Source organism: Escherichia sp. WS3063 (assembly GCF_046486595.1).
In the GTDB taxonomy this organism is placed as follows: Bacteria; Pseudomonadota; Gammaproteobacteria; order Enterobacterales; family Enterobacteriaceae; genus Escherichia; species Escherichia coli.
In genome coordinates, this window is the sequence record NZ_JBJQKY010000021.1 from 16,488 (window position 1) to 40,113 (window position 23,626).

General features: G+C 52.8%; 16 protein-coding genes. 15 read left to right on the plus strand and 1 reads right to left on the minus strand.

The features are described 5' to 3' along the window. The first annotated feature begins 318 nt into the window (after positions 1–318). The gene (gene yghO / locus ACJHYW_RS18320; RefSeq protein ID WP_022646113.1) at positions 319–1,461 is read left to right on the plus strand and encodes a protein YghO; all 1,143 of its coding nucleotides are present in this window, start codon (positions 319–321) and stop codon (positions 1,459–1,461) included. 6 nt (positions 1,462–1,467) lie between these two features. On the opposite strand, the gene glcC is transcribed toward yghO, so the two are convergent. Beyond that, the gene (gene glcC / locus ACJHYW_RS18325; RefSeq protein WP_001305094.1) at positions 1,468–2,232 is read right to left on the minus strand and encodes a transcriptional regulator GlcC; all 765 of its coding nucleotides are present in this window, start codon (positions 2,230–2,232) and stop codon (positions 1,468–1,470) included. Positions 2,233–2,482: 250 nt separating this feature from the next. On the opposite strand from glcC, the gene glcD reads away from it, so the two are divergent. From glcD to gspG, 14 genes are all read left to right on the plus strand, one after another. After that, positions 2,483–3,982: a glycolate oxidase subunit GlcD gene (gene glcD, locus ACJHYW_RS18330; RefSeq protein ID WP_022646112.1), complete on the plus strand. Its 1,500-nt coding sequence runs from the start codon at positions 2,483–2,485 to the stop codon at positions 3,980–3,982. After that, complete coding sequence (gene glcE, locus ACJHYW_RS18335; RefSeq protein WP_000943088.1) at positions 3,982–5,034, plus strand: glycolate oxidase subunit GlcE; 1,053 nt, start codon at positions 3,982–3,984, stop codon at positions 5,032–5,034. The genes glcD and glcE overlap by 1 nt, the downstream gene beginning before the upstream one ends. Positions 5,035–5,044: 10 nt before the next feature. Further along, a complete protein-coding gene (gene glcF / locus ACJHYW_RS18340; protein ID WP_022646111.1) occupies positions 5,045–6,268 on the plus strand; it encodes a glycolate oxidase subunit GlcF in 1,224 nt (407 codons plus the stop codon). A 4-nt stretch (positions 6,269–6,272) separates the two neighbouring features. Beyond that, complete coding sequence (locus ACJHYW_RS18345) at positions 6,273–6,677, plus strand: GlcG family protein (protein WP_000853256.1); 405 nt, start codon at positions 6,273–6,275, stop codon at positions 6,675–6,677. Positions 6,678–6,698: 21 nt separating this feature from the next. Further along, complete coding sequence (gene glcB / locus ACJHYW_RS18350) at positions 6,699–8,870, plus strand: malate synthase G (protein WP_022646110.1); 2,172 nt, start codon at positions 6,699–6,701, stop codon at positions 8,868–8,870. 354 nt (positions 8,871–9,224) lie between these two features. Further along, the gene (gene glcA, locus ACJHYW_RS18355) at positions 9,225–10,907 is read left to right on the plus strand and encodes a glycolate permease GlcA (RefSeq protein ID WP_000259302.1); all 1,683 of its coding nucleotides are present in this window, start codon (positions 9,225–9,227) and stop codon (positions 10,905–10,907) included. Positions 10,908–11,390: 483 nt separating this feature from the next. Then, positions 11,391–15,956: a lipoprotein metalloprotease SslE gene (sslE, locus tag ACJHYW_RS18360; protein ID WP_022646109.1), complete on the plus strand. Its 4,566-nt coding sequence runs from the start codon at positions 11,391–11,393 to the stop codon at positions 15,954–15,956. Positions 15,957–16,085: 129 nt separating this feature from the next. Next, positions 16,086–16,895 (plus strand): prepilin peptidase PppA, encoded by an 810-nt coding sequence (pppA, locus tag ACJHYW_RS18365; RefSeq protein ID WP_022646108.1) that lies wholly within the window; start codon positions 16,086–16,088, stop codon positions 16,893–16,895. Positions 16,896–16,960: 65 nt separating this feature from the next. Continuing rightward, a complete protein-coding gene (gene gspS2, locus ACJHYW_RS18370) occupies positions 16,961–17,371 on the plus strand; it encodes a type II secretion system pilot lipoprotein GspS-beta (RefSeq protein ID WP_001309757.1) in 411 nt (136 codons plus the stop codon). A gap of 17 nt (positions 17,372–17,388) precedes the next feature. Further along, complete coding sequence (gene gspC, locus ACJHYW_RS18375) at positions 17,389–18,348, plus strand: type II secretion system protein GspC (RefSeq protein ID WP_032152731.1); 960 nt, start codon at positions 17,389–17,391, stop codon at positions 18,346–18,348. Between the two features lie 29 nt (positions 18,349–18,377). After that, positions 18,378–20,438 (plus strand): type II secretion system secretin GspD, encoded by a 2,061-nt coding sequence (gene gspD, locus ACJHYW_RS18380; RefSeq protein ID WP_000498829.1) that lies wholly within the window; start codon positions 18,378–18,380, stop codon positions 20,436–20,438. Further along, positions 20,438–21,931: a type II secretion system ATPase GspE gene (gene gspE / locus ACJHYW_RS18385; protein WP_001598631.1), complete on the plus strand. Its 1,494-nt coding sequence runs from the start codon at positions 20,438–20,440 to the stop codon at positions 21,929–21,931. The genes gspD and gspE overlap by 1 nt, the downstream gene beginning before the upstream one ends. After that, positions 21,931–23,154, plus strand: coding sequence for a type II secretion system inner membrane protein GspF (gene gspF / locus ACJHYW_RS18390; protein WP_032152730.1), 1,224 nt, complete (start codon positions 21,931–21,933; stop codon positions 23,152–23,154). Before gspE ends, gspF begins: the two co-directional genes overlap by 1 nt. 16 nt (positions 23,155–23,170) lie before the next feature. Then, positions 23,171–23,626 carry a type II secretion system major pseudopilin GspG gene (gspG, locus tag ACJHYW_RS18395; protein ID WP_001087289.1) on the plus strand — a complete coding sequence of 152 codons (456 nt, stop codon included), beginning with the start codon at positions 23,171–23,173 and terminating at the stop codon, positions 23,624–23,626.

Consider the following 23,626-nt stretch of genomic DNA (forward strand, 5'->3'; position numbering starts at 1 on the left):
TTATATAGGCATAAAAGATAAATGAGATAGTATTTTCATTGGTGTGATATTGAACATTGATTTAAATAATGAGTTTGAGTTTTTTTGTTTTTATTGTGAATGATATTTAATTTATGAATATATTAAGAAGAAGCCTTGTCCGGTCGCCTTAAATCGACAAAAGGCATTGTGGCGCTTCTGTGTAGTCTCTGACCTTATCGTAATCATTAATAAATACTATTTATTCGTCGTTTGTATTCATTGGGTTGATTATTAAGGTGCCGTTCGTTGCTGTTGCAACCTGTTTGTCACCGTTAATTATTTGTTACCCACAGAACTATGGAATGCGATCTGCTGATGATTAAAATTGAAAAAGTAATTAATAAAAATGACCTTAAGGCATTTATCGCTTTTCCGTCATCACTTTATCCCGACGATCCAAACTGGATACCCCCTTTATTCATTGAACGCAACGAGCATTTGTCTGCGAAAAATCCGGGGACGGACCATATCATCTGGCAGGCGTGGGTGGCAAAAAAAGCGGGGCAGATAGTTGGGCGTATTACCGCGCAAATAGATACCTTGCACCGCGAGCGTTACGGCAAAGATACCGGTCATTTCGGCATGATTGACGCCATTGATGATCCGCAGGTTTTTGCCGCGTTGTTTGGCGCAGCGGAAGCGTGGTTGAAGTCACAAGGTGCAAGTAAGATCAGCGGGCCTTTCAGCCTGAATATCAATCAGGAAAGCGGATTACTGATTGAAGGTTTTGACACACCTCCCTGTGCGATGATGCCGCACGGTAAACCGTGGTATGCCGCGCATATTGAACAACTGGGTTATCACAAAGGCATTGATTTACTGGCGTGGTGGATGCAGCGAACCGGTCTCACTTTCTCTCCGGCGCTAAAAAAACTGATGGATCAGGTGCGTAAGAAGGTGACCATTCGCTGCATCAATCGCCAGCGGTTTGCCGAAGAGATGCAGATCCTGCGTGAGATTTTCAACTCTGGCTGGCAGCACAACTGGGGATTTGTGCCGTTTACCGAACATGAATTCGCGACCATGGGCGACCAACTTAAATATCTGGTGCCGGACGATATGATCTACATCGCTGAGATTGATTCTGCACCCTGCGCGTTTATTGTCGGCTTGCCAAACATCAACGAGGCGATTGCCGATCTGAACGGATCGCTCTTTCCCTTCGGCTGGGCAAAATTGCTGTGGCGTTTAAAAGTCAGCGGTGTGCGAACTGCGCGAGTACCGCTGATGGGCGTGCGGGACGAGTATCAGTTCAGCCGCATCGGCCCGGTGATTGCGTTGTTATTGATTGAAGCCTTACGCGATCCGTTTGCCCGCCGGAAGATCGATGCGCTGGAGATGTCATGGATCCTCGAAACCAATACAGGCATGAATAACATGCTGGAACGCATTGGGGCGGAGCCGTACAAGCGTTACCGATTGTATGAAAAGCAGATTTGATGGCAGTCACCCCTGCTTCATCTCCAGCGGCACCGCCGAGCGAATCAAATGGTGGCCTTCCAGCTCGATATCGTGGAGATTCTTTTTCACGGTCCGCACATGATCGCGTGCTGCGCGCTGGGCGACGTGCGGCAGCCGCTGCAACACCGCGTTGTAGATCCGCGCATGCTGGCGATCGATCTGCTTTTTTTGCTGTGGTCGATGGTAGAGATTATTTACGCTGGCAAACACCGAATTAAACATCAGGTCGGTCAATGATTGCAGCGTAAACTCCAGCACCTGATTGTGAGAAGCCTGACAAATGGCGAGATGGAAAGCGTGATCCAACTGCGCATGTTCGATCAGCGAAATCTCTTTATTGTTCTCACTGGCGGCGAGCATTTTTTCATAACAGCGGGTTATCACAACAAAATCAGCCTGCGTTCCCAGCGTTGCCGCCAGCCTTGCCGATTCGCCCTCCAGTAATGCGCGAACGTCGAGCAGATCGTACAGCGTTCGCGGCTGCGTACTGAACAGATGGATCAGCGGGCTGGTGTCCTGCACCCGATTAAGCCGTGCGACACGAGAATCGCGACCCTGCGCCGTTTCAATAATCCCGCGCCCGCGCAGCACGGTCAGCCCTTCACGCAGTGCGGAGCGTGAGAAGCCGAGCTTTTCACACAGTCGACGTTCCGAGGGAAGCGGCTGACCGACCTTCAGTACGCCGTCGATAATTAACCGTTCGATACTCTCTGCAACCACTTCGCAAATAGGGCGACGTTCATCTTTCATTCCCGGACCTCGTGCACAGGTAGGACCAATTTTTCTGTTCTTAACTCGCAAAACACGCACATCACGTAAGTGATTATGTTACATCAATTTAACATTAAGTTAACCAAGACAAGGTCACAGAGCTGGAAAAAAAATGGTCTGACCGGTAGCTAAAGAGATAGACGAAAACGAAAAGCCCGCTTAATAACTGTTCACAGAAGCAGCGCGCAAAAATCAGCTGCCACACAACACAACAAAGCGAAGCCTACTCATGAGCATCTTGTACGAAGAGCGTCTTGATGGCGCTTTACCCGATGTCGACCGCACATCGGTACTGATGGCACTGCGTGAGCATGTCCCTGGACTGGAGATCCTGCATACCGATGAGGAGATCATTCCTTACGAGTGTGACGGGTTGAGCGCGTATCGCACGCGTCCATTACTGGTTGTTCTGCCTAAGCAAATGGAACAGGTGACAGCGATTCTGGCTGTTTGTCACCGCCTGCGTGTACCGGTGGTGACCCGTGGTGCAGGCACCGGGCTTTCTGGTGGCGCGCTGCCGCTGGAAAAAGGTGTGTTGTTGGTGATGGCGCGCTTTAAAGAGATCCTCGACATTAACCCCGTTGGTCGCCGTGCGCGCGTGCAGCCGGGCGTGCGTAACCTGGCGATCTCCCAGGCCGTTGCGCCGCATAATCTCTATTACGCGCCGGATCCGTCCTCACAAATCGCCTGTTCGATTGGCGGCAATGTGGCGGAAAATGCCGGTGGCGTTCACTGCCTGAAATATGGTCTAACCGTACATAACCTGCTGAAAATTGAAGTGCAAACGCTGGATGGCGAGGCGCTGACGCTGGGATCGGACGCGCTGGATTCGCCTGGTTTTGACCTGCTGGCGCTGTTTACCGGATCGGAAGGTATGCTCGGCGTGACCACCGAAGTGACGGTAAAACTGCTGCCGAAGCCGCCCGTGGCGCGGGTGCTGTTAGCCAGCTTTGACTCGGTAGAAAAAGCCGGACTTGCGGTTGGTGACATCATCGCCAATGGCATTATCCCCGGCGGGCTGGAGATGATGGATAACCTGTCGATTCGCGCGGCGGAAGATTTTATACATGCCGGTTATCCCGTCGATGCCGAAGCGATTTTATTGTGCGAGCTGGACGGCGTGGAGTCTGACGTACAGGAAGACTGCGAGCGAGTTAACGACATCTTGTTGAAAGCGGGCGCGACTGACGTCCGTCTGGCACAGGACGAAGCAGAGCGCGTACGTTTCTGGGCCGGCCGCAAGAACGCCTTCCCGGCAGTGGGGCGCATTTCCCCGGATTACTACTGTATGGATGGCACCATCCCACGCCGCGCGCTGCCTGGCGTACTGGAAGGCATTGCCCGTTTATCGCAGCAATATGATTTACGCGTTGCCAACGTCTTTCATGCCGGAGACGGCAACATGCACCCGTTAATCCTTTTCGATGCCAACGAACCCGGTGAATTTGCCCGCGCGGAAGAGCTGGGCGGGAAGATCCTCGAACTCTGCGTTGAAGTTGGCGGCAGCATCAGTGGGGAACATGGCATTGGGCGCGAAAAAATCAATCAAATGTGCGCCCAGTTCAACAGCGATGAAATCACGATCTTCCATGCGGTCAAGGCGGCGTTTGATCCCGATGGTTTGCTGAACCCTGGGAAAAACATTCCCACGCTACACCGCTGTGCTGAATTTGGTGCCATGCATGTGCATCACGGTCATTTACCTTTCCCTGAACTGGAGCGTTTCTGATGCTACGCGAGTGTGATTACAGCCAGGCGCTGCTGGAGCAGGTGAATCAGGCGATTAGCGATAAAACGCCGCTGGTGATTCAGGGCAGCAATAGCAAAGCCTTTTTAGGTCGTCCTGTCACCGGGCAAACGCTGGATGTGCGTTGTCATCGCGGCATTGTTAATTACGACCCGACCGAGCTGGTGATAACCGCTCGTGCCGGAACGCCGCTGGTGGCGATTGAAGCGGCGCTGGAGAGCGCCGGGCAAATGCTCCCCTGCGAGCCGCCACATTATGGTGAAGAAGCCACCTGGGGCGGGATGGTCGCCTGCGGGCTGGCGGGGCCGCGTCGCCCGTGGAGCGGTTCGGTCCGCGATTTTGTCCTCGGCACGCGCATCATTACCGGCACTGGAAAACATCTGCGTTTTGGTGGCGAAGTGATGAAAAACGTTGCCGGATACGATCTCTCACGGTTAATGGCCGGAAGCTACGGTTGTCTGGGTGTGCTCACTGAAATCTCGATGAAAGTGTTACCGCGACCACGCGCCACCCTGAGTCTGCGTCGGGAAATCAGCCTGCAAGAAGCCATGAATGAAATCGCCCAGTGGCAACTCCAGCCATTACCCATTAGTGGCTTATGTTACTTCGACAATGCGTTGTGGATCCGCCTTGAGGGCGGCGAAGGATCGGTAAAAGCAGCGCGTGAACTGCTGGGGGGCGAAGAGGTTGCGGGTCAGTTCTGGCAGCAATTGCGTGAACAACAACTGCCGTTCTTCTCGTTACCAGGTACCTTATGGCGCATTTCCTTACCCAGCGATGCGCCGATGATAGATTTACCCGGCGAGCAACTGATCGACTGGGGCGGGGCGCTACGCTGGCTGAAATCGACAGCCGATGACAATCAAATCCATCGCATCGCCCGCAACGCTGGCGGTCATGCGACCCGCTTTAGTGCCGGAGATGGTGGCTTTGCCCCGCTACCGGCTCCTTTATTCCGCTATCACCAGCAGCTTAAACAGCAGCTCGACCCTTGCGGCGTGTTTAACCCCGGTCGCATGTACGCGGAACTTTGAGGAGCAGGCTATGCAAACCCAATTAACTGAAGAGATGCGGCAGAACGCGCGCGCGCTGGAAGCCGACAGCATCCTGCGCGCCTGTGTTCACTGCGGATTTTGTACCGCAACCTGCCCAACCTATCAGCTTCTGGGCGATGAACTGGACGGGCCGCGCGGGCGCATCTATCTGATTAAACAGGTGCTGGAAGGCAACGACGTCACGCTTAAAACGCAGGAACATCTCGATCGCTGTCTCACTTGCCGCAATTGTGAAACCACCTGTCCTTCTGGTGTGCGCTATCACAATTTGCTGGATATCGGGCGTGATATTGTCGAGCAGAAAGTGAAACGCCCACTGCCGGAGCGAATGCTGCGCGAAGGATTGCGCCAGGTAGTGCCGCGTCCGGCGGTCTTCCGTGCGCTGACGCAGGTAGGGCTGGTGCTGCGACCGTTTTTACCGGAACAGGTCAGAGCAAAACTGCCTGCTGAAACCGTGAAAGCTAAACCGCGTCCACCGCTGCGCCATAAGCGTCGGGTTTTAATGCTGGAAGGCTGCGCCCAGCCTACGCTTTCGCCCAACACCAACGCGGCAACTGCGCGAGTGCTGGATCGTCTGGGGATCAGCGTGACGCCAGCTAACGAAGCAGGCTGTTGTGGCGCGGTGGACTATCATCTTAATGCGCAAGAGAAAGGGTTAGCGCGGGCGCGCAATAATATTGATGCCTGGTGGCCCGCGATTGAAGCAGGTGCCGAGGCTATTTTGCAGACTGCCAGCGGCTGCGGCGCGTTTGTCAAAGAGTATGGGCAGATGCTGAAAAACGATGCGTTGTATGCCGATAAAGCGCGTCAGGTCAGTGAGCTGGCGGTCGATTTAGTCGAACTTCTGCGCGAGGAACCGCTGGAAAAACTGGCAATTCGCGGCGATAAAAAACTGGCCTTCCACTGCCCGTGTACCCTACAACATGCGCAAAAGCTGAACGGCGAAGTGGAAAAAGTGTTGCTTCGTCTTGGATTTACCTTAACGGACGTTCCCGACAGCCATCTGTGCTGCGGGTCGGCGGGAACATATGCGTTAACGCATCCCGATCTGGCGCGCCAGCTGCGGGATAACAAAATGAATGCGCTGGAAAGCGGCAAACCGGAAATGATCGTCACCGCCAACATTGGTTGCCAGACGCATCTGGCGAGCGCCGGTCGTACCTCTGTGCGTCACTGGATTGAAATTGTAGAACAAGCCCTTGAAAAGGAATAACAAAATGAAAACTAAAGTCATTCTTAGCCAGCAAATGGCGAGTGCAATTATTGCCGCAGGTCAGGAAGAGGCGCAGAAAAATAACTGGTCTGTTTCCATTGCTGTTGCCGATGACGGCGGTCATCTGCTGGCGTTAAGTCGCATGGACGATTGCGCGCCGATTGCGGCTTACATCTCCCAGGAGAAAGCGCGTACCGCCGCGCTGGGGCGTCGTGAAACTAAGGGCTATGAAGAGATGGTGAACAACGGACGTACCGCGTTCGTGACTGCGCCGTTACTGACGTCGCTGGAAGGTGGCGTACCGGTTGTTGTGGATGGGCAAATTATTGGTGCCGTGGGCGTTTCTGGTTTAACCGGAGCACAGGATGCGCAGGTCGCGAAAGCGGCAGCAGCGGTGTTGGCGAAATAAGCGAAAACGAGGAGAGAAACAATGAGTCAAACCATAACCCAGGGCCGTTTACGCATTAACGCCAATTTTAAACGTTTTGTGGATGAAGAAGTTTTACCGGGAACAGGGTTGGACGCTGCGGCGTTCTGGCGCAATTTTGATGAGATCGTTCACGATCTGGCACCAGAAAATCGTCAGTTGCTGGCAGAACGCGATCGCATTCAGGCGGCGCTTGATGAGTGGCATCGCAGCAATCCGGGGCCGGTAAAAGATAAAGCGGCCTATAAATCTTTCCTGCGTGAACTGGGCTACCTGGTGCCGCAACCGGAGCGCGTAACGGTGGAAACCACGGGCATTGACAGCGAAATCACCAGTCAGGCGGGGCCACAGCTGGTGGTTCCGGCAATGAACGCCCGCTACGCGCTGAACGCGGCGAACGCTCGCTGGGGCTCACTGTACGATGCGTTATACGGCAGCGACATCATCCCGCAGGAAGGGGCGATGGTCAGCGGCTACGATCCGCAGCGTGGTGAGCAGGTTATCGCCTGGGTTCGGCGTTTCCTCGATGAATCACTACCGCTGGAAAACGGCAGCTATCAGGATGTGGTGGCGTTTAAGGTGGTCGATAAACAATTACGCATCCAGTTGAAAAATGGTAAAGAAACCACGTTACGTACCCCTGCGCAGTTTGTCGGTTACCGTGGCGATGCCGCTGCGCCGACCTGCATTTTGCTGAAAAATAACGGCCTGCATATTGAACTGCAAATTGATGCCAACGGGCGGATTGGCAAAGACGATCCGGCGCACATCAACGATGTTATCGTCGAAGCGGCCATCAGTACCATTCTCGACTGCGAAGATTCGGTCGCGGCGGTTGATGCGGAAGATAAAATCCTGCTGTACCGCAACCTGCTGGGCCTGATGCAGGGGACTCTGCAAGAGAAAATGGAGAAAAACGGTCGACAAATCGTGCGTAAACTGAATGACGATCGTCATTACACCGCCGCCGATGGCTCTGAAATTTCTCTGCACGGACGCTCGCTGCTGTTTATCCGCAACGTGGGTCATTTGATGACCATTCCTGTGATTTGGGACAGCGAAGGCAATGAAATCCCGGAAGGCATTCTTGATGGCGTCATGACTGGCGCGATTGCCCTCTATGATTTAAAAGTGCAGAAAAACTCGCGCACTGGCAGCGTCTATATTGTGAAACCGAAAATGCACGGTCCGCTGGAAGTGGCGTTCGCCAACAAACTGTTTACCCGCATTGAGACAATGCTCGGTATGGCACCGAATACCCTGAAAATGGGCATTATGGATGAAGAACGTCGGACCTCGCTGAACTTGCGTAGCTGTATCGCTCAGGCGCGCAACCGAGTGGCGTTCATCAATACCGGTTTCCTCGATCGTACCGGCGATGAAATGCATTCGGTGATGGAAGCTGGCCCGATGCTGCGTAAAAATCAGATGAAATCGACGCCTTGGATCAAAGCCTACGAGCGTAATAACGTGCTTTCCGGTCTGTTCTGTGGGCTGCGCGGTAAAGCGCAAATTGGTAAAGGCATGTGGGCAATGCCGGACCTGATGGCGGACATGTACAGCCAGAAGGGCGATCAGTTACGTGCCGGGGCGAACACGGCCTGGGTTCCGTCACCAACCGCTGCTACGCTCCATGCGCTGCACTACCATCAAACCAACGTACAGAGCGTGCAAGCCAACATTGCCCAGACCGAGTTCAATGCTGAATTTGAACCGCTGCTGGACGATCTGCTGACTATTCCGGTGGCTGAAAACGCTAACTGGTCGGCACAAGAGATCCAACAAGAGCTGGATAACAACGTACAGGGGATTCTGGGTTACGTGGTGCGTTGGGTGGAGCAGGGGATTGGTTGTTCAAAAGTGCCGGATATTCACAATGTGGCGCTGATGGAAGACCGTGCAACGTTGCGTATCTCCAGCCAGCATATCGCCAACTGGTTACGTCACGGTATTCTGACCAAAGAACAGGTGCAGGCGTCGCTGGAGAATATGGCGAAAGTGGTTGATCAGCAAAACGCTGGCGATCCGGCTTATCGTCCGATGGCGGGGAATTTCGCTAACTCGTGTGCTTTTAAAGCTGCCAGCGATTTAATCTTCCTCGGCGTGAAACAGCCAAACGGCTATACCGAACCGTTATTACACGCCTGGCGTTTACGCGAAAAAGAAAGTCATTAATAGCGTCAAAAAAGCCCCGGCAAGTTTTATTGTCGGGGCTATGATAGTAACTGCGGTAGTACATTTATCCCGGAAATAACCGGAGCGATTATCAGGGTTTAACAATATTAAATACCCGTAGCGCATTACTAGCGGGCCTAAAACAACAATATGGACATCTTAACGATACTCTGCGCCTGCGTGTGCGGAACAGAAACCCTTACCCGATATACTTGTTATGCCAGAGGTAGCAATTGCGTTAGCAGCGTACTGTTGCTGTAAAGTATAACGCCTATATTTTACAGTTCAGTCCTCTTTTGCTTATTACAACCTTAAGTATATCAAGCATATAAAGATAATAAGAGACTGAACAATATGGTTACCTGGACCCAAATGTATATGCCGATGGGAGGACTGGGGCTATCCGCTCTGGTCGCCCTGATCCCGATAATATTCTTCTTCGTTGCACTCGCGGTATTACGTCTGAAAGGACATGTCGCCGGAGCAATAACCCTTATATTATCTATTCTGATTGCGATATTCGCCTTTAAAATGCCAATTGATATGGCATTTGCTGCTGCGGGCTATGGCTTTATTTATGGTTTATGGCCTATTGCGTGGATTATTGTCGCGGCGGTATTCCTGTATAAATTAACCGTTGCCAGCGGCCAGTTCGATATTATCCGCAGCTCGGTTATCTCCATCACCGACGATCAGCGTTTGCAGGTGTTACTGATTGGTTTCTCCTTTGGCGCGTTGCTGGAAGGGGCGGCTGGCTTTGGTGCGCCGGTGGCGATTACCGGTGCGCTGCTGGTGGGCCTGGGCTTCAAACCGTTATACGCGGCGGGGCTGTGTCTGATTGCCAACACTGCGCCGGTGGCGTTTGGTGCGTTGGGCGTGCCGATTCTGGTCGCCGGTCAGGTAACGGGAATCGATCCGTTCCACATTGGCGCAATGGCGGGACGTCAGTTACCGTTCCTGTCGGTTCTTGTGCCGTTCTGGCTGGTAGCAATGATGGACGGCTGGAAAGGGGTGAAAGAGACGTGGCCAGCGGCGCTGGTTGCTGGGGGAAGCTTCGCTGTCACTCAGTTCTTTACCTCTAACTATATTGGTCCGGAACTGCCGGATATTACTTCGGCGCTGGTGAGTATCGTCTCACTCGCTTTATTCCTTAAAGTCTGGCGGCCGAAAAATACCGAAACGGCAATCAGCATGGGACAATCCGCAGGTGCGATGGTGGTGAATAAACCATCTTCTGGCGGTCCCGTGCCTTCAGAATATAGTCTGGGGCAAATCATTCGTGCGTGGTCACCGTTTTTAATCTTAACGGTGCTGGTCACCATCTGGACCATGAAGCCGTTTAAAGCGTTATTTGCTCCGGGCGGCGCGTTTTATTCACTGGTGATTAATTTCCAGATCCCTCATTTGCATCAACAAGTGTTGAAAGCGGCACCCATTGTCGCCCAACCAACGCCAATGGATGCGGTGTTTAAATTCGACCCTCTCTCGGCTGGCGGCACCGCTATTTTTATTGCGGCGATTATCTCTATCTTCATCCTCGGCGTGGGCATCAAGAAAGGGATTGGCGTCTTTGCCGAAACGCTAATTAGTCTGAAGTGGCCGATATTGTCGATTGGCATGGTGCTGGCGTTCGCCTTCGTCACCAACTATTCCGGTATGTCCACCACGCTGGCGCTGGTACTGGCAGGTACAGGCGTGATGTTCCCGTTTTTCTCACCGTTTCTCGGCTGGCTGGGCGTATTCCTTACCGGCTCGGACACCTCCTCTAACGCCCTGTTTGGTTCACTGCAATCGACCACGGCGCAGCAAATCAACGTCTCTGACACTCTGCTGGTGGCAGCAAATACCAGCGGCGGCGTAACTGGCAAGATGATCTCCCCGCAATCTATCGCCGTGGCCTGCGCCGCGACGGGCATGGTGGGCCGAGAATCTGAACTGTTCCGCTACACCGTGAAGCACAGTCTGATCTTTGCCAGTGTGATCGGCATTATCACGCTGTTGCAGGCGTATGTGTTTACCGGGATGTTAGTTTCGTAAGTCAATAAAGCCGGATGATCGTTAATATCATCCGGCTTCGTTTACATTACTCTGTCTTATTAATAGAAAATTATTTCCCGCTTTATTATCCATGTGGCAATAATGTTTCGCGTTCAGATAACATGCTAAATAATTAAGAGCGTGAGAACATCTATTATTTATCACGCAAAACAAGTCAGTATTAATTATGTTCGCTTGATGAGCAAACACCGTTCTATCTGTTGCTTTTGCAATCTTAATCGTTAAAACTACCAACAAATTTATATAGTTACGTTGTGAAAGGTTGTTAATTTTTTGTTTATTGAAATTTCGTAAAAATAACCAGCCAGACATCGAATAGGGGTTATTCTTATAAATTTCACCTGTTTTTCTATCAATGATGCCGTTTTCTTAAGAATGGAGGAAGTTATTAAAGAAGATAAAGCATAAAACTATTTCCCCGGTTACGAATCTTTTAACTTTGTTTTGTCACTTGCGTTATTAATGAATAAGAAATTTAAATATAAGAAATCGCTTTTAGCGGCTATTTTGAGTGCAACCCTGTTAGCTGGTTGTGATGGCGGTGGCTCCGGATCTTCCTCCGATACGCCGCCTGTAGATTCTGGAACAGGGTCTTTGCCGGAAGTGAAACCTGATCCAACACCAAACCCGGAGCCGACGCCTGAGCCAACGCCGGACCCAGAACCTACGCCGGAACCGACACCTGATCCTGAGCCAACACCAGAACCGGAGCCAGAACCTGTTCCTACGAAAACGGGTTATCTGACTCTGGGCGGAAGCCAGCGGATAACTGGTGCTACTTGTAATGGTGAATCCAGCGATGGCTTTACCTTTACGCCAGGCGACAAAGTCACCTGTGTGGCAGGGAACAACACGACAATTGCCACCTTCAACACTCAGTCAGAAGCTGCGCGTAGCCTGCGTGCGGTTGAAAAAGTGTCGTTTAGTCTTGAGGACGCGCAAGAACTGGCGGCTTCCGATGACAAGAAAAGCAATGCGGTTTCGCTGGTAACGTCCAGTAACAGCTGTCCGGCGAATACAGAACAGGTTTGCCTGACGTTCTCCTCAGTGATCGAGAGTAAACGTTTCGACTCGCTGTATAAGCAAATCGATCTGGCACCGGAAGAGTTCAAAAAGCTGGTCAATGAAGAGGTGGAAAACAATGCTGCGACCGATAAAGCGCCATCCACTCATACCTCACCGGTCGTGCCTGTCACCACGCCGGGAACAAAACCGGATCTGAACGCTTCCTTCGTGTCGGCTAACGCGGAACAGTTTTATCAGTATCAACCCACTGAAATAATTCTCTCCGAAGGCCGACTGGTAGATAGCATGGGCAATGGTGTGGTTGGCGTAAATTACTACACCAGCTCAGGCCGTGGCGTAACTGGCGAAAACGGCAAATTCAACTTCAGCTGGGGCGAAACCATCTCCTTTGGTATCGACACCTTTGAACTGGGCTCAGTGCGCGGCAATAAGTCGACCATTGCGTTGACTGAACTGGGTGACGAAGTTCGCGGCGCGAATATTGATCAGCTTATTCATCGTTACTCCCAGGCCGGAAAAAATGATGAGCGTGAAGTGCCGGACGTAGTGCGTAAGGTCTTTGCCGAGTATCCCAACGTAATCAACGAGATTATCAATCTCTCGTTATCCAATGGCGAGGCGTTGAGCGAAGGCGATCAAACCTTTGAGCGGACAAACGAATTTCTTGAGCAGTTTGAATCCGGGCAGGCTAAAGAGATTGATACGGCGATTTGTGACTCCCTTGGGGGCTGCAACTCTCAGCGTTGGTTCTCGTTGACAGCACGCAATGTTAATGACGGCCAGATTCAGGGCGTTATCAACAAGCTGTGGGGCGTGGATACAAGTTACAAATCTGTCAGCAAGTTCCACGTATTCCATGACTCTACCAACTTCTATGGCAGCACCGGTAATGCGCGCGGTCAAGCTGTGGTGAATATCTCCAACGCGGCGTTCCCGATTCTGATGGCGCGTAATGATAAAAACTACTGGCTGGCCTTCGGCGAAAAACGCGCCTGGGATAAAAATGAGCTGGCGTACATTACGGAAGCGCCTTCCATTGTGCGCCCGGAGAACGTGACACGCGAAACTGCCACTTTTAACCTGCCGTTTATCTCGCTGGGGCAAGTCGGTGAGGGCAAACTGATGGTTATCGGTAACCCGCACTACAACAGCATCTTGCGTTGTCCGAACGGTTACAGCTGGGAAGGCGGTGTTGATAAAAACGGTCAGTGTACGCGTAACAGTGATTCTAATGATATGAAGCACTTTATGCAGAACGTGTTGCGCTATCTGTCCGACGATAAATGGACGCCGGACGCGAAAGCCAGCATGACCGTAGGTACCAACCTGGATACTGTCTATTTCAAACGTCATGGTCAGGTTACAGGAAACAGCGCTGAGTTCGGCTTCCATCCGGATTTTGCGGGCATCTCTGTTGAGCATTTAAGTAGCTATGGCGATCTCGATCCGCAGGAAATGCCGCTGCTGATCCTTAACGGCTTTGAATATGTGACTCAGGTGGGTAGTGATCCTTACGCAATCCCACTGCGTGCAGATACCAGCAAACCGAAGCTGACCCAGCAGGATGTGACCGATCTGATCGCCTATCTGAACAAAGGTGGATCGGTGCTGATCATGGAAAACGTGATGAGCAATCTTAAGGAAGAGAGCGCATCTGGCTTTGTACGTCTGCTTGATGCCGCAGGTCTGTCGATGGCACTGAACAAGTCGGTGGTGAATAACGATCCGCAGGGTTATCCAGACCGCGTGCGCCAGCGTCGAGCGACTGGCATTTGGGTTTATGAACGTTATCCGGTTGTGGAGGGTGAGCTGCCGTACACCATTGATTCCAAAACAGGAAAAGTTACCTGGAAATATCAGATTGATAACAAGCCTGATAAGAAACCGAAACTAGAAGTAGCCAGCTGGCAAGAAGAGGTTGATGGTAAACAGGTAACTCAATTCGCCTTTATCGATGAAGCCGACCACAAAACGACTGAATCTCTGGATGCTGCGAAGAAGAAAATTCTGGAAAAATTCAAGGGATTAGAGGAGTGTAAGGACCCAACTTACCACTACGAGGTCAACTGTCTGGAATATCGTCCTGGCACGGGGGTTCCGGTTACTGGTGGCATGTATGTTCCACAGTATACGCAACTAAGCCTTAACGCCGACACGGCAAAAGCGATGGTGCAGGCTGCGGATTTAGGCACCAACATTCAGCGTCTGTATCAGCATGAGCTCTACTTCCGGACCAATGGTCGCAAAGGTGAGCGTCTGAGCAGCGTCGATCTGGAACGTCTGTACCAGAACATGTCGGTCTGGCTGTGGAATAAAATTGAATATCGCTATGAAAACGACAAGGATGACGAGCTGGGCTTTAAAACGTTCACCGAGTTCCTGAACTGCTACGCCAACGATGCCTATACTGGCGGCACGCAGTGTTCTGATGAGCTGAAAAAATCGCTGGTCGATAACAACATGATCTACGGCGAGAAGAGCGTTAATAAAGCGGGCATGATGAACCCGAGCTATCCGCTCAACTATATGGAAAAACCGCTGACGCGCCTGATGCTGGGTCGTTCCTGGTGGGATCTGAACATCAAAGTTGATGTCGAGAAGTATCCGGGAGCGGTATCGGCAGAAGGTGAGAAGGTTACTGAAACCATCAGCCTGTACTCGAATCCGACCAAATGGTTTGCGGGTAACATGCAGTCTACTGGCCTGTGGGCTCCGGCTCAGAAAGAGGTCACCATTGAGTCTTCTGCATCAGTTCCTGTGACTGTCACCGTGGCGCTGGCCGACGATCTGACCGGACGCGAGAAGCATGAAGTCGCGCTGAACCGTCCGCCAAAAGTGACGAAAACCTATGATCTGAAAGCCAATGATAAGGTGACCTTCAAGGTGCCTTACGGTGGTCTGATTTATATCAAGGGCAACAGCCCAAAGAATGAGTCAGCCGAATTCACCTTTACTGGTGTGGTAAAAGCGCCGTTCTATAAAGACGGCGAATGGAAAAACGCTCTGAACTCCCCTGCGCCGCTGGGCGAGCTGGAATCAGACGCTTTCGTTTATACCACGCCGAAGAAGAACCTTGAGGCCAGCAATTTCACTGGTGGTGTAGCAGAATTCGCTAAAGATCTGGATACCTTTGCCAGCTCGATGAATGACTTCTACGGTCGTAATGATGAAGACGGTAAGCACCGGATGTTTACCTATAAAAACTTGACGGGGCACAAGCATCGTTTCACCAACGATGTGCAGATCTCCATCGGTGATGCGCACTCTGGTTATCCGGTAATGAACAGCAGCTTCTCGACGAACAGCACCACGCTGCCGACGACGCCGCTGAACGACTGGCTGATCTGGCACGAAGTTGGTCACAACGCCGCCGAAACGCCGCTGACTGTTCCTGGCGCAACTGAAGTAGCGAACAACGTGCTGGCGCTGTACATGCAGGATCGCTATCTCGGCAAGATGAACCGTGTCGCTGACGATATTACCGTCGCGCCGGAATATCTGAACGAGAGCAACGGTCAGGCATGGGCGCGCGGCGGTGCGGGTGACCGTCTGCTGATGTACGCGCAGCTGAAGGAATGGGCAGAGAAAAACTTTGATATCAAACAGTGGTATCCAGAAGGTGACCTGCCTAAGTTCTACAGCGATCGTGAAGGGATGAAAGGCTGGAACCTGTTCCAGTTGATGCACCGTAAAGCACGCGGCGATGATGTTGGCAAAACCAAGTTTGGCGAAAGAAATTACTGTGCCGAATCCAACGGTAACGCTGCCGACAAGCTGATGCTGTGTGCCTCCTGGGTCGCTCAGACGGATCTTTCGGAGTTCTTTAAGAAATGGAATCCGGGCGCGAATGCTTACCAGTTACCGGGAGCGAGCGAGATGAACTTCGAGGGCGGTGTGAGCCAGTCGGCTTACGAGACGCTGGCGGCGCTTAATCTGCCGAAACCGCAGCAAGGGCCGGAAACCATTAATCAGGTTACCGAGCATAAGATGTCAGCTGAGTAAGCCTGTATGCCGGATAAGGCGCTCGCGCCGCATCCGGCATGAAATAAGGCGCATCGGGCCTGGAGGAAAGCTATATGGCATACACCTGCAGGCCCGCATCCGGCAAGTTACAACAAACAACCTTTAACCATGCTTTTTGATGTTTTTCAGCAATACCCCGCGGCGATGCCCATACTGGCAACCGTCGGAGGATTGATCATCGGCAGTTTTTTGAATGTGGTGATTTGGCGTTACCCCATCATGCTGCGCCAACAAATGGCGGAGTTTCATGGTGAAATGCCGAGTGCGCAGTCAAAAATAAGCCTTGCGCTGCCGCGTTCGCACTGTCCGCATTGCCAGCAGACTATCCGCGTTCGTGACAATATTCCGCTGCTCTCCTGGTTGATGCTCAAAGGGCGCTGCCGCGACTGTCAGGCGAAAATCAGCAAGCGTTATCCGCTGGTGGAGTTATTGACGGCACTCGCTTTTTTGCTGGCGAGTCTGGTCTGGCCGGAAAGTGGATGGGCGCTGGCGGTGATGATATTATCCGCCTGGCTGATTGCCGCAAGCATCATCGACCTCGATCACCAATGGCTGCCCGATGTTTTTACTCAGGGCGTATTGTGGACCGGGCTGATTGCGGCATGGGCGCAACAGAGTCCTTTAACACTACAAGATGCAGTCACCGGCGTACTGGTGGGGTTTATCACTTTTTACTCTCTGCGCTGGATAGCCGGAATAGTTCTGCGTAAAGAAGCATTAGGCATGGGCGATGTATTATTGTTCGCTGCGTTAGGTAGTTGGGTGGGGGCGTTGTCGCTGCCCAATGTTGCTTTAATCGCCTCATGCTGCGGCCTGATATATGCCGTTATTACAAAAAGAGGATCAACCACACTGCCTTTTGGACCGTGTTTAAGTCTGGGCGGTATAGCAACACTTTATCTACAGGCATTGTTTTAATGATAACCACGTCATTATCGAAGTGACATTTTTACTCTTATTAATAACCTTAGAGATTATTTACCATGTCGATAAAACAAATGCCAGGGAGGGTATTAATATCGCTATTGTTGAGCGTTACAGGATTATTAAGTGGCTGTGCCAGCCATAATGAAAATGCCAGTTTACTGGCGAAAAAACAGGCGCAAAATATCAGCCAAAACCTGCCGATTAAATCTGCGGGATATACCTTAGTGCTGGCGCAAAGTAGCGGCACGACGGTAAAAATGACCATTATCAGCGAAGCGGGTGCTCAGACCACGCAGACGCCTGATGCCTTTTTAACCAGCTATCAACGACAAATGTGCGCTGACCCGACGGTGAAATTAATGATTACCGAGGGAATTAATTACAGCATAACGATTAATGATACACGTACAGGTAACCAGTATCAGCGGAAACTGGATCGTACCACCTGTGGAATAGTCAAAGCATAACGTCGGGTAGATATAAATTGGCGCGGGTTGTTTTTCGTGACGCACGAATTTATCTTATTCAATGGCTGACAAAAATTCGTCACACTCTTAATCAGAGACAATCTCTTAATACAGACAAAGAGCATCTGCGAAAAATTGTACGCGCGATGTTCTGGCTGATGCTGCTTATTATTTCTGCAAAAGTGGCGCATTCACTCTGGCGCTATTTCTCCTTTTCTGCGGAATATACGGCGGTTTCCCCATCGGCGAATAAACCGCCCCGTGCAGATGCAAAAACGTTCGATAAAAATGACGTGCAATTAATCAGCCAGCAAAACTGGTTTGGCAAATATCAGCCCGTCGCCGTGCCGGTAAAACAACCTGAACCTGCGCCTGTGGCAGAAACACGTCTTAATGTGGTGCTGCGCGGGATCGCCTTTGGTACCAGACCTGGCGCGGTTATTGAAGAAGGTGGCAAACAGCAGGTCTATTTGCAGGGGGAACGGCTTGGTTCTCACAACGCGGTGATTGAGGAAATCAACCGCGACCATGTGATGCTGCGCTATCAGGGAAAAATAGAGCGCCTGAGCCTGGCTGAAGAGGAGCGTTCCACCGTTGCCGTAACCAACAAAAAAGCTGTCAGTGACGAAGCAAAGCAAGCTGTTGCTGAACCTGCTGTCAGTGCGCCAGTTGAGATCCCGACTGCCGTGCGTCAGGCACTGGCGAAAGATCCGCAGAAAATTTTTAACTATATCCAGCTTACGCCTGTGCGTAAGGAGGGGATTGTCGGTTATGCAGTGAAGCCGGGGGCAGATCGTTCTCTGTTCGATGCCAGCGGTTTCAGGGAAGGCGATATCGCCATTGCGCTAAATCAGCAGGATTTCACTGATCCACGAGCAATGATTGCTCTGATGCGGCAGTTACCTTCAATGGATTCCATTCAACTTACGGTTTTACGCAAGGGTGCGCGCCACGACATTTCCATCGCGCTGCGCTAACCGCATTTAATCCAGGAGAATCATTCATCGTGTTTTGGCGTGATATTACGTTGTCGGTCTGGCGTAAGAAGACAACTGGCCTCAAAACAAAAAAGCGTTTACTGCCGCTGGTGCTGGCAGCGGCATTATGCAGTTCACCGGTCTGGGCGGAAGAAGCCACTTTCACCGCTAATTTTAAAGATACCGACCTGAAATCGTTCATCGAAACCGTCGGCGCTAACCTTAATAAAACCATCATTATGGGGCCGGGCGTACAGGGGAAAGTGAGTATTCGCACTATGACTCCACTCAATGAACGCCAGTATTACCAGCTATTCCTTAACCTGCTGGAAGCGCAGGGGTATGCGGTCGTACCGATGGAAAACGACGTGCTGAAGGTGGTGAAATCCAGCGCCGCGAAAGTCGAGCCACTGCCGCTGGTCGGTGAAGGCAGCGACAACTACGCGGGCGATGAAATGGTCACCAAAGTAGTGCCGGTACGTAATGTGTCGGTCCGCGAGCTGGCACCGATTTTGCGCCAGATGATCGACAGCGCAGGCTCAGGCAACGTTGTTAATTACGATCCCTCCAACGTGATTATGCTTACCGGACGCGCCTCCGTCGTGGAGCGGCTGACAGAAGTGATCCAGCGCGTGGATCACGCGGGTAATCGCACTGAAGAGGTGATCCCGCTGGATAACGCCTCGGCTTCGGAAATCGCCCGCGTGCTGGAAAGCCTGACCAAAAACAGCGGCGAGAACCAGCCAGCAACGCTGAAATCTCAAATTGTCGCCGACGAACGCACCAACAGTGTGATTGTCAGTGGTGACCCCGCCACGCGGGACAAAATGCGCCGTCTGATCCGTCGCCTGGACTCAGAAATGGAGCGCAGCGGCAACAGCCAGGTTTTCTATCTCAAATACAGCAAAGCCGAAGATCTGGTCGATGTACTGAAGCAGGTCAGCGGCACGCTCACGGCGGCTAAAGAAGAAGCGGAAGGCACGGTCGGTAGCGGGCGTGAGGTTGTCTCCATCGCCGCCAGCAAACACAGTAATGCCCTGATTGTAACCGCGCCGCAGGATATCATGCAGTCGCTGCAAAGCGTGATTGAACAACTGGATATTCGCCGTGCTCAGGTGCATGTCGAGGCGTTGATCGTGGAAGTTGCCGAAGGCAGCAATATCAACTTCGGCGTGCAGTGGGCGTCGAAAGATGCCGGATTAATGCAGTTTGCCAACGGCACGCAGATCCCTATCGGCACACTGGGGGCGGCCATTTCTCAGGCGAAACCGCAGAAAGGCTCCACGGTGATCAGCGAAAACGGCGCTACCACCATTAACCCGGACACCAACGGCGATCTCTCCACGCTCGCCCAGCTACTTTCCGGCTTTAGCGGTACGGCGGTTGGCGTGGTGAAAGGCGACTGGATGGCGCTGGTACAGGCGGTTAAAAACGACTCCAGCTCGAACGTTCTCTCCACGCCGAGCATCACCACGCTGGATAACCAGGAAGCCTTCTTCATGGTGGGCCAGGACGTTCCGGTATTAACCGGATCTACCGTTGGCTCCAATAACAGCAACCCTTTCAACACCGTAGAGAGGAAAAAAGTCGGCATCATGCTGAAAGTCACGCCGCAGATTAACGAAGGAAACGCGGTACAGATGGTGATTGAGCAGGAAGTGTCGAAGGTGGAAGGACAGACCAGCCTCGACGTCGTGTTTGGTGAGCGCAAACTGAAGACCACCGTGCTGGCTAACGATGGTGAGCTGATTGTGCTTGGCGGTCTGATGGACGACCAGGCGGGAGAAAGCGTGGCGAAAGTGCCGCTGCTGGGCGATATCCCGTTGATTGGTAACCTGTTTAAATCGACGGCGGATAAAAAAGAAAAACGTAACCTGATGGTGTTTATCCGCCCGACCATTCTGCGTGACGGTATGGCGGCAGACGGCGTGTCGCAGCGCAAATATAACTACATGCGCGCCGAGCAGATCTATCGCGATGAGCAAGGCTTAAGCCTGATGCCGCACACCGCGCAGCCGGTACTGCCAGCGCAAAATCAGGCCTTACCGCCAGAAGTTCGTGCGTTCCTTAATGCCGGGAGAACGCGTTAATGGTGCCTGTAGCACAGGAAACCACCGCTAACACCGTGCGTCTGCCCTACAGTTTCAGCCGTCGGTTTAGCCTGGTGGCATGGTGCGAAGCGTCGCTGGAGATCCTCCATGTGCATCCGTTGTCGCTCTCTGTTTTGCAGGAGCTGCAACGGGGGCTGAACGCGCCCTTTACGCTGCGGCAAATCGACGAGGCCGAATTTGAACAGCGGCTGAATGCGGTCTGGCAGCGGGACTCCTCCGAGGCTCGCCAGCTGATGGAAGATCTCGGTTCCGCCGAGGACTTTTTTACCCTCGCTGAAGAACTGCCGGAAACGGAAGATCTGCTGGAAAGTGACGACGATGCGCCGATCATCAAACTGATCAACGCCATGCTGGCAGAGGCGATTAAAGAAGGCGCTTCGGATATCCACATCGAGACGTTTGAAAAGAGTCTGGTGATCCGTTTTCGCGTTGACGGCACATTACATGAAATGCTGCGTCCGGGGCGCAAACTGGCCTCGCTGCTGGTATCGCGTATTAAGGTGATGGCACGGCTGGATATCGCCGAAAAGCGCGTACCGCAGGATGGTCGTATTGCGCTGCTGCTGGGCGGTCGGGCGATCGACGTGCGTGTCTCCACCATGCCATCCGCCTGGGGCGAGCGCGTGGTGCTGCGACTGCTGGACAAAAACCAGGCCCGCCTGACGCTGGAGCGTCTGGGTTTAAGTCACGAACTGACCGCGCAGTTGCGCCAGCTACTGCACAAACCGCACGGCATCTTTCTGGTGACGGGGCCGACGGGTTCCGGCAAAAGCACCACGCTGTACGCCGGATTGCAGGAGCTGAACAACCATTCGCGTAACATTCTCACGGTTGAAGACCCCATCGAATACATGATTGAAGGGATCGGTCAGACACAGGTTAACACCCGCGTCGGCATGACCTTTGCCCGTGGCCTGCGCGCGATTTTGCGTCAGGACCCGGATGTGGTGATGGTCGGTGAAATCCGCGATACCGAAACCGCAGAAATCGCCGTTCAGGCGTCGCTCACTGGGCACCTGGTACTTTCCACACTGCATACCAACACGGCGGTGGGGGCGATCACGCGTTTGCAGGATATGGGCGTGGAGCCTTTCCTGCTCTCTTCCAGTTTGACGGGCGTGATGGCGCAGCGACTGGTTCGCACGCTGTGTCCCGATTGCCGCCAGTCCGCGCCTGCCACTGACGAAGAAAAACGCCTGCTGGGGATTACCGATGCGCGTACCGTCACGCTGTACCATCCGCAGGGCTGCCCCGCCTGTAATCACAAAGGTTTTCGCGGACGTACCGCTATCCATGAACTGATTGTGGTGGACGCCACATTGCGTGATTTGATCCACCGTCAGGCCGGGGAACTGGAGCTGGAACGTTATGTCCGGCAACACTCTGCGGGTATCCGCAGCAACGGCATTGAGAAAGTGCTCGCCGGAGAAACCTCTCTCGATGAAGTTCTGCGGGTAACCATGGAGGCGTAATGGCACTGTTTTACTATCAGGCGCTGGAGCGTAATGGTCGCAAAACCAAAGGCATGATTGAGGCGGATTCCGCGCGTCATGCCCGTCAATTGTTGCGTGGTAAAGACCTCATTCCCGTGCACATTGAAGCCCGGATGAATGCATCGGCAGGGGGGATGTTGCAGCGTCGGCGGCACGCACATCGTCGCGTGGCGGCGGCAGATCTGGCGCTGTTCACACGCCAACTGGCAACATTAGTACAGGCAGCAATGCCGCTGGAAACCTGCTTACAGGCGGTCAGTGAGCAAAGTGAAAAACTGCATGTAAAAAGCCTCGGAATGGCGCTGCGCAGCCGGATTCAGGAAGGTTACACCCTGTCGGACAGCCTGCGCGAACATCCCCGCGTCTTTGATTCTCTGTTTTGTTCGATGGTTGCTGCCGGAGAAAAATCCGGGCATCTCGACGTGGTGCTCAATCGCCTGGCGGATTACACCGAACAGCGACAGCGCCTGAAATCTCGCCTGCTGCAGGCCATGCTTTATCCGCTGGTATTGCTGGTGGTGGCAACGGGCGTAGTCACTATTTTGCTGACGGCAGTGGTGCCGAAAATCATCGAACAGTTTGATCATCTCGGACACGCGCTGCCTGCCTCCACCCGCACGCTCATCGCCATGAGCGACACGTTACAGACCAGCGGCGTTTACTGGCTGGCGGGATTGCTGGGGCTTCTGGTGCTGGGGCAACGGCTACTCAAAAATCCTGCCATGCGCCTGCGCTGGGATAAAACCTTGCTGCGTTTGCCCGTGACGGGGCGTGTTGCGCGCGGGCTGAATACGGCGCGTTTTTCCCGCACCTTAAGCATCCTCACCGCCAGCAGTGTTCCGCTACTGGAAGGCATTCAGACCGCTGCCGCCGTGTCGGCAAATCGCTATGTCGAACAACAACTGCTGCTGGCGGCAGATCGCGTCCGCGAAGGAAGCAGTCTGCGCGCTGCGCTGGCGGAGTTGCGCCTGTTCCCACCGATGATGCTGTACATGATCGCCTCCGGCGAACAGAGCGGTGAACTGGAAACCATGCTTGAACAGGCCGCAGTTAACCAGGAACGAGAATTTGATACCCAGGTGGGGCTGGCGTTGGGGCTGTTTGAGCCTGCTCTGGTGGTGATGATGGCGGGCGTGGTGCTGTTTATTGTCATCGCCATCCTCGAGCCGATGCTGCAACTGAACAATATGGTTGGAATGTAATTTACGGAGTTATCACATGAATTCGTTATCCCGCACACAAAAACCACGGGCAGGTTTTACCCTGCTGGAAGTGATGGTGGTGATTGTTATTCTTGGCGTCCTGGCAAGTCTGGTGGTGCCTAACCTGTTGGGCAATAAAGAGAAAGCGGATCGGCAAAAAGCCATCAGCGATATCGTGGCGCTGGAGAACGCGCTGGATATGTACCGACTGGATAACGGGCGTTATCCGACCACAGAACAGGGGCTGGAGGCGTTGATCCAGCAACCAGCCAATATGGCGGACGCCCGCAACTACCGTACTGGTGGATACATTAAACGACTGCCAAAAGATCCGTGGGGCAATGATTATCAGTATCTCAGCCCGGGTGAAAAAGGGCTGTTTGATGTTTATACCCTGGGGGCAGATGGTCAGGAAAACGGGGAAGGCGCTGGCGCAGATATCGGTAACTGGAATTTGCAGGAGTTTCAGTAA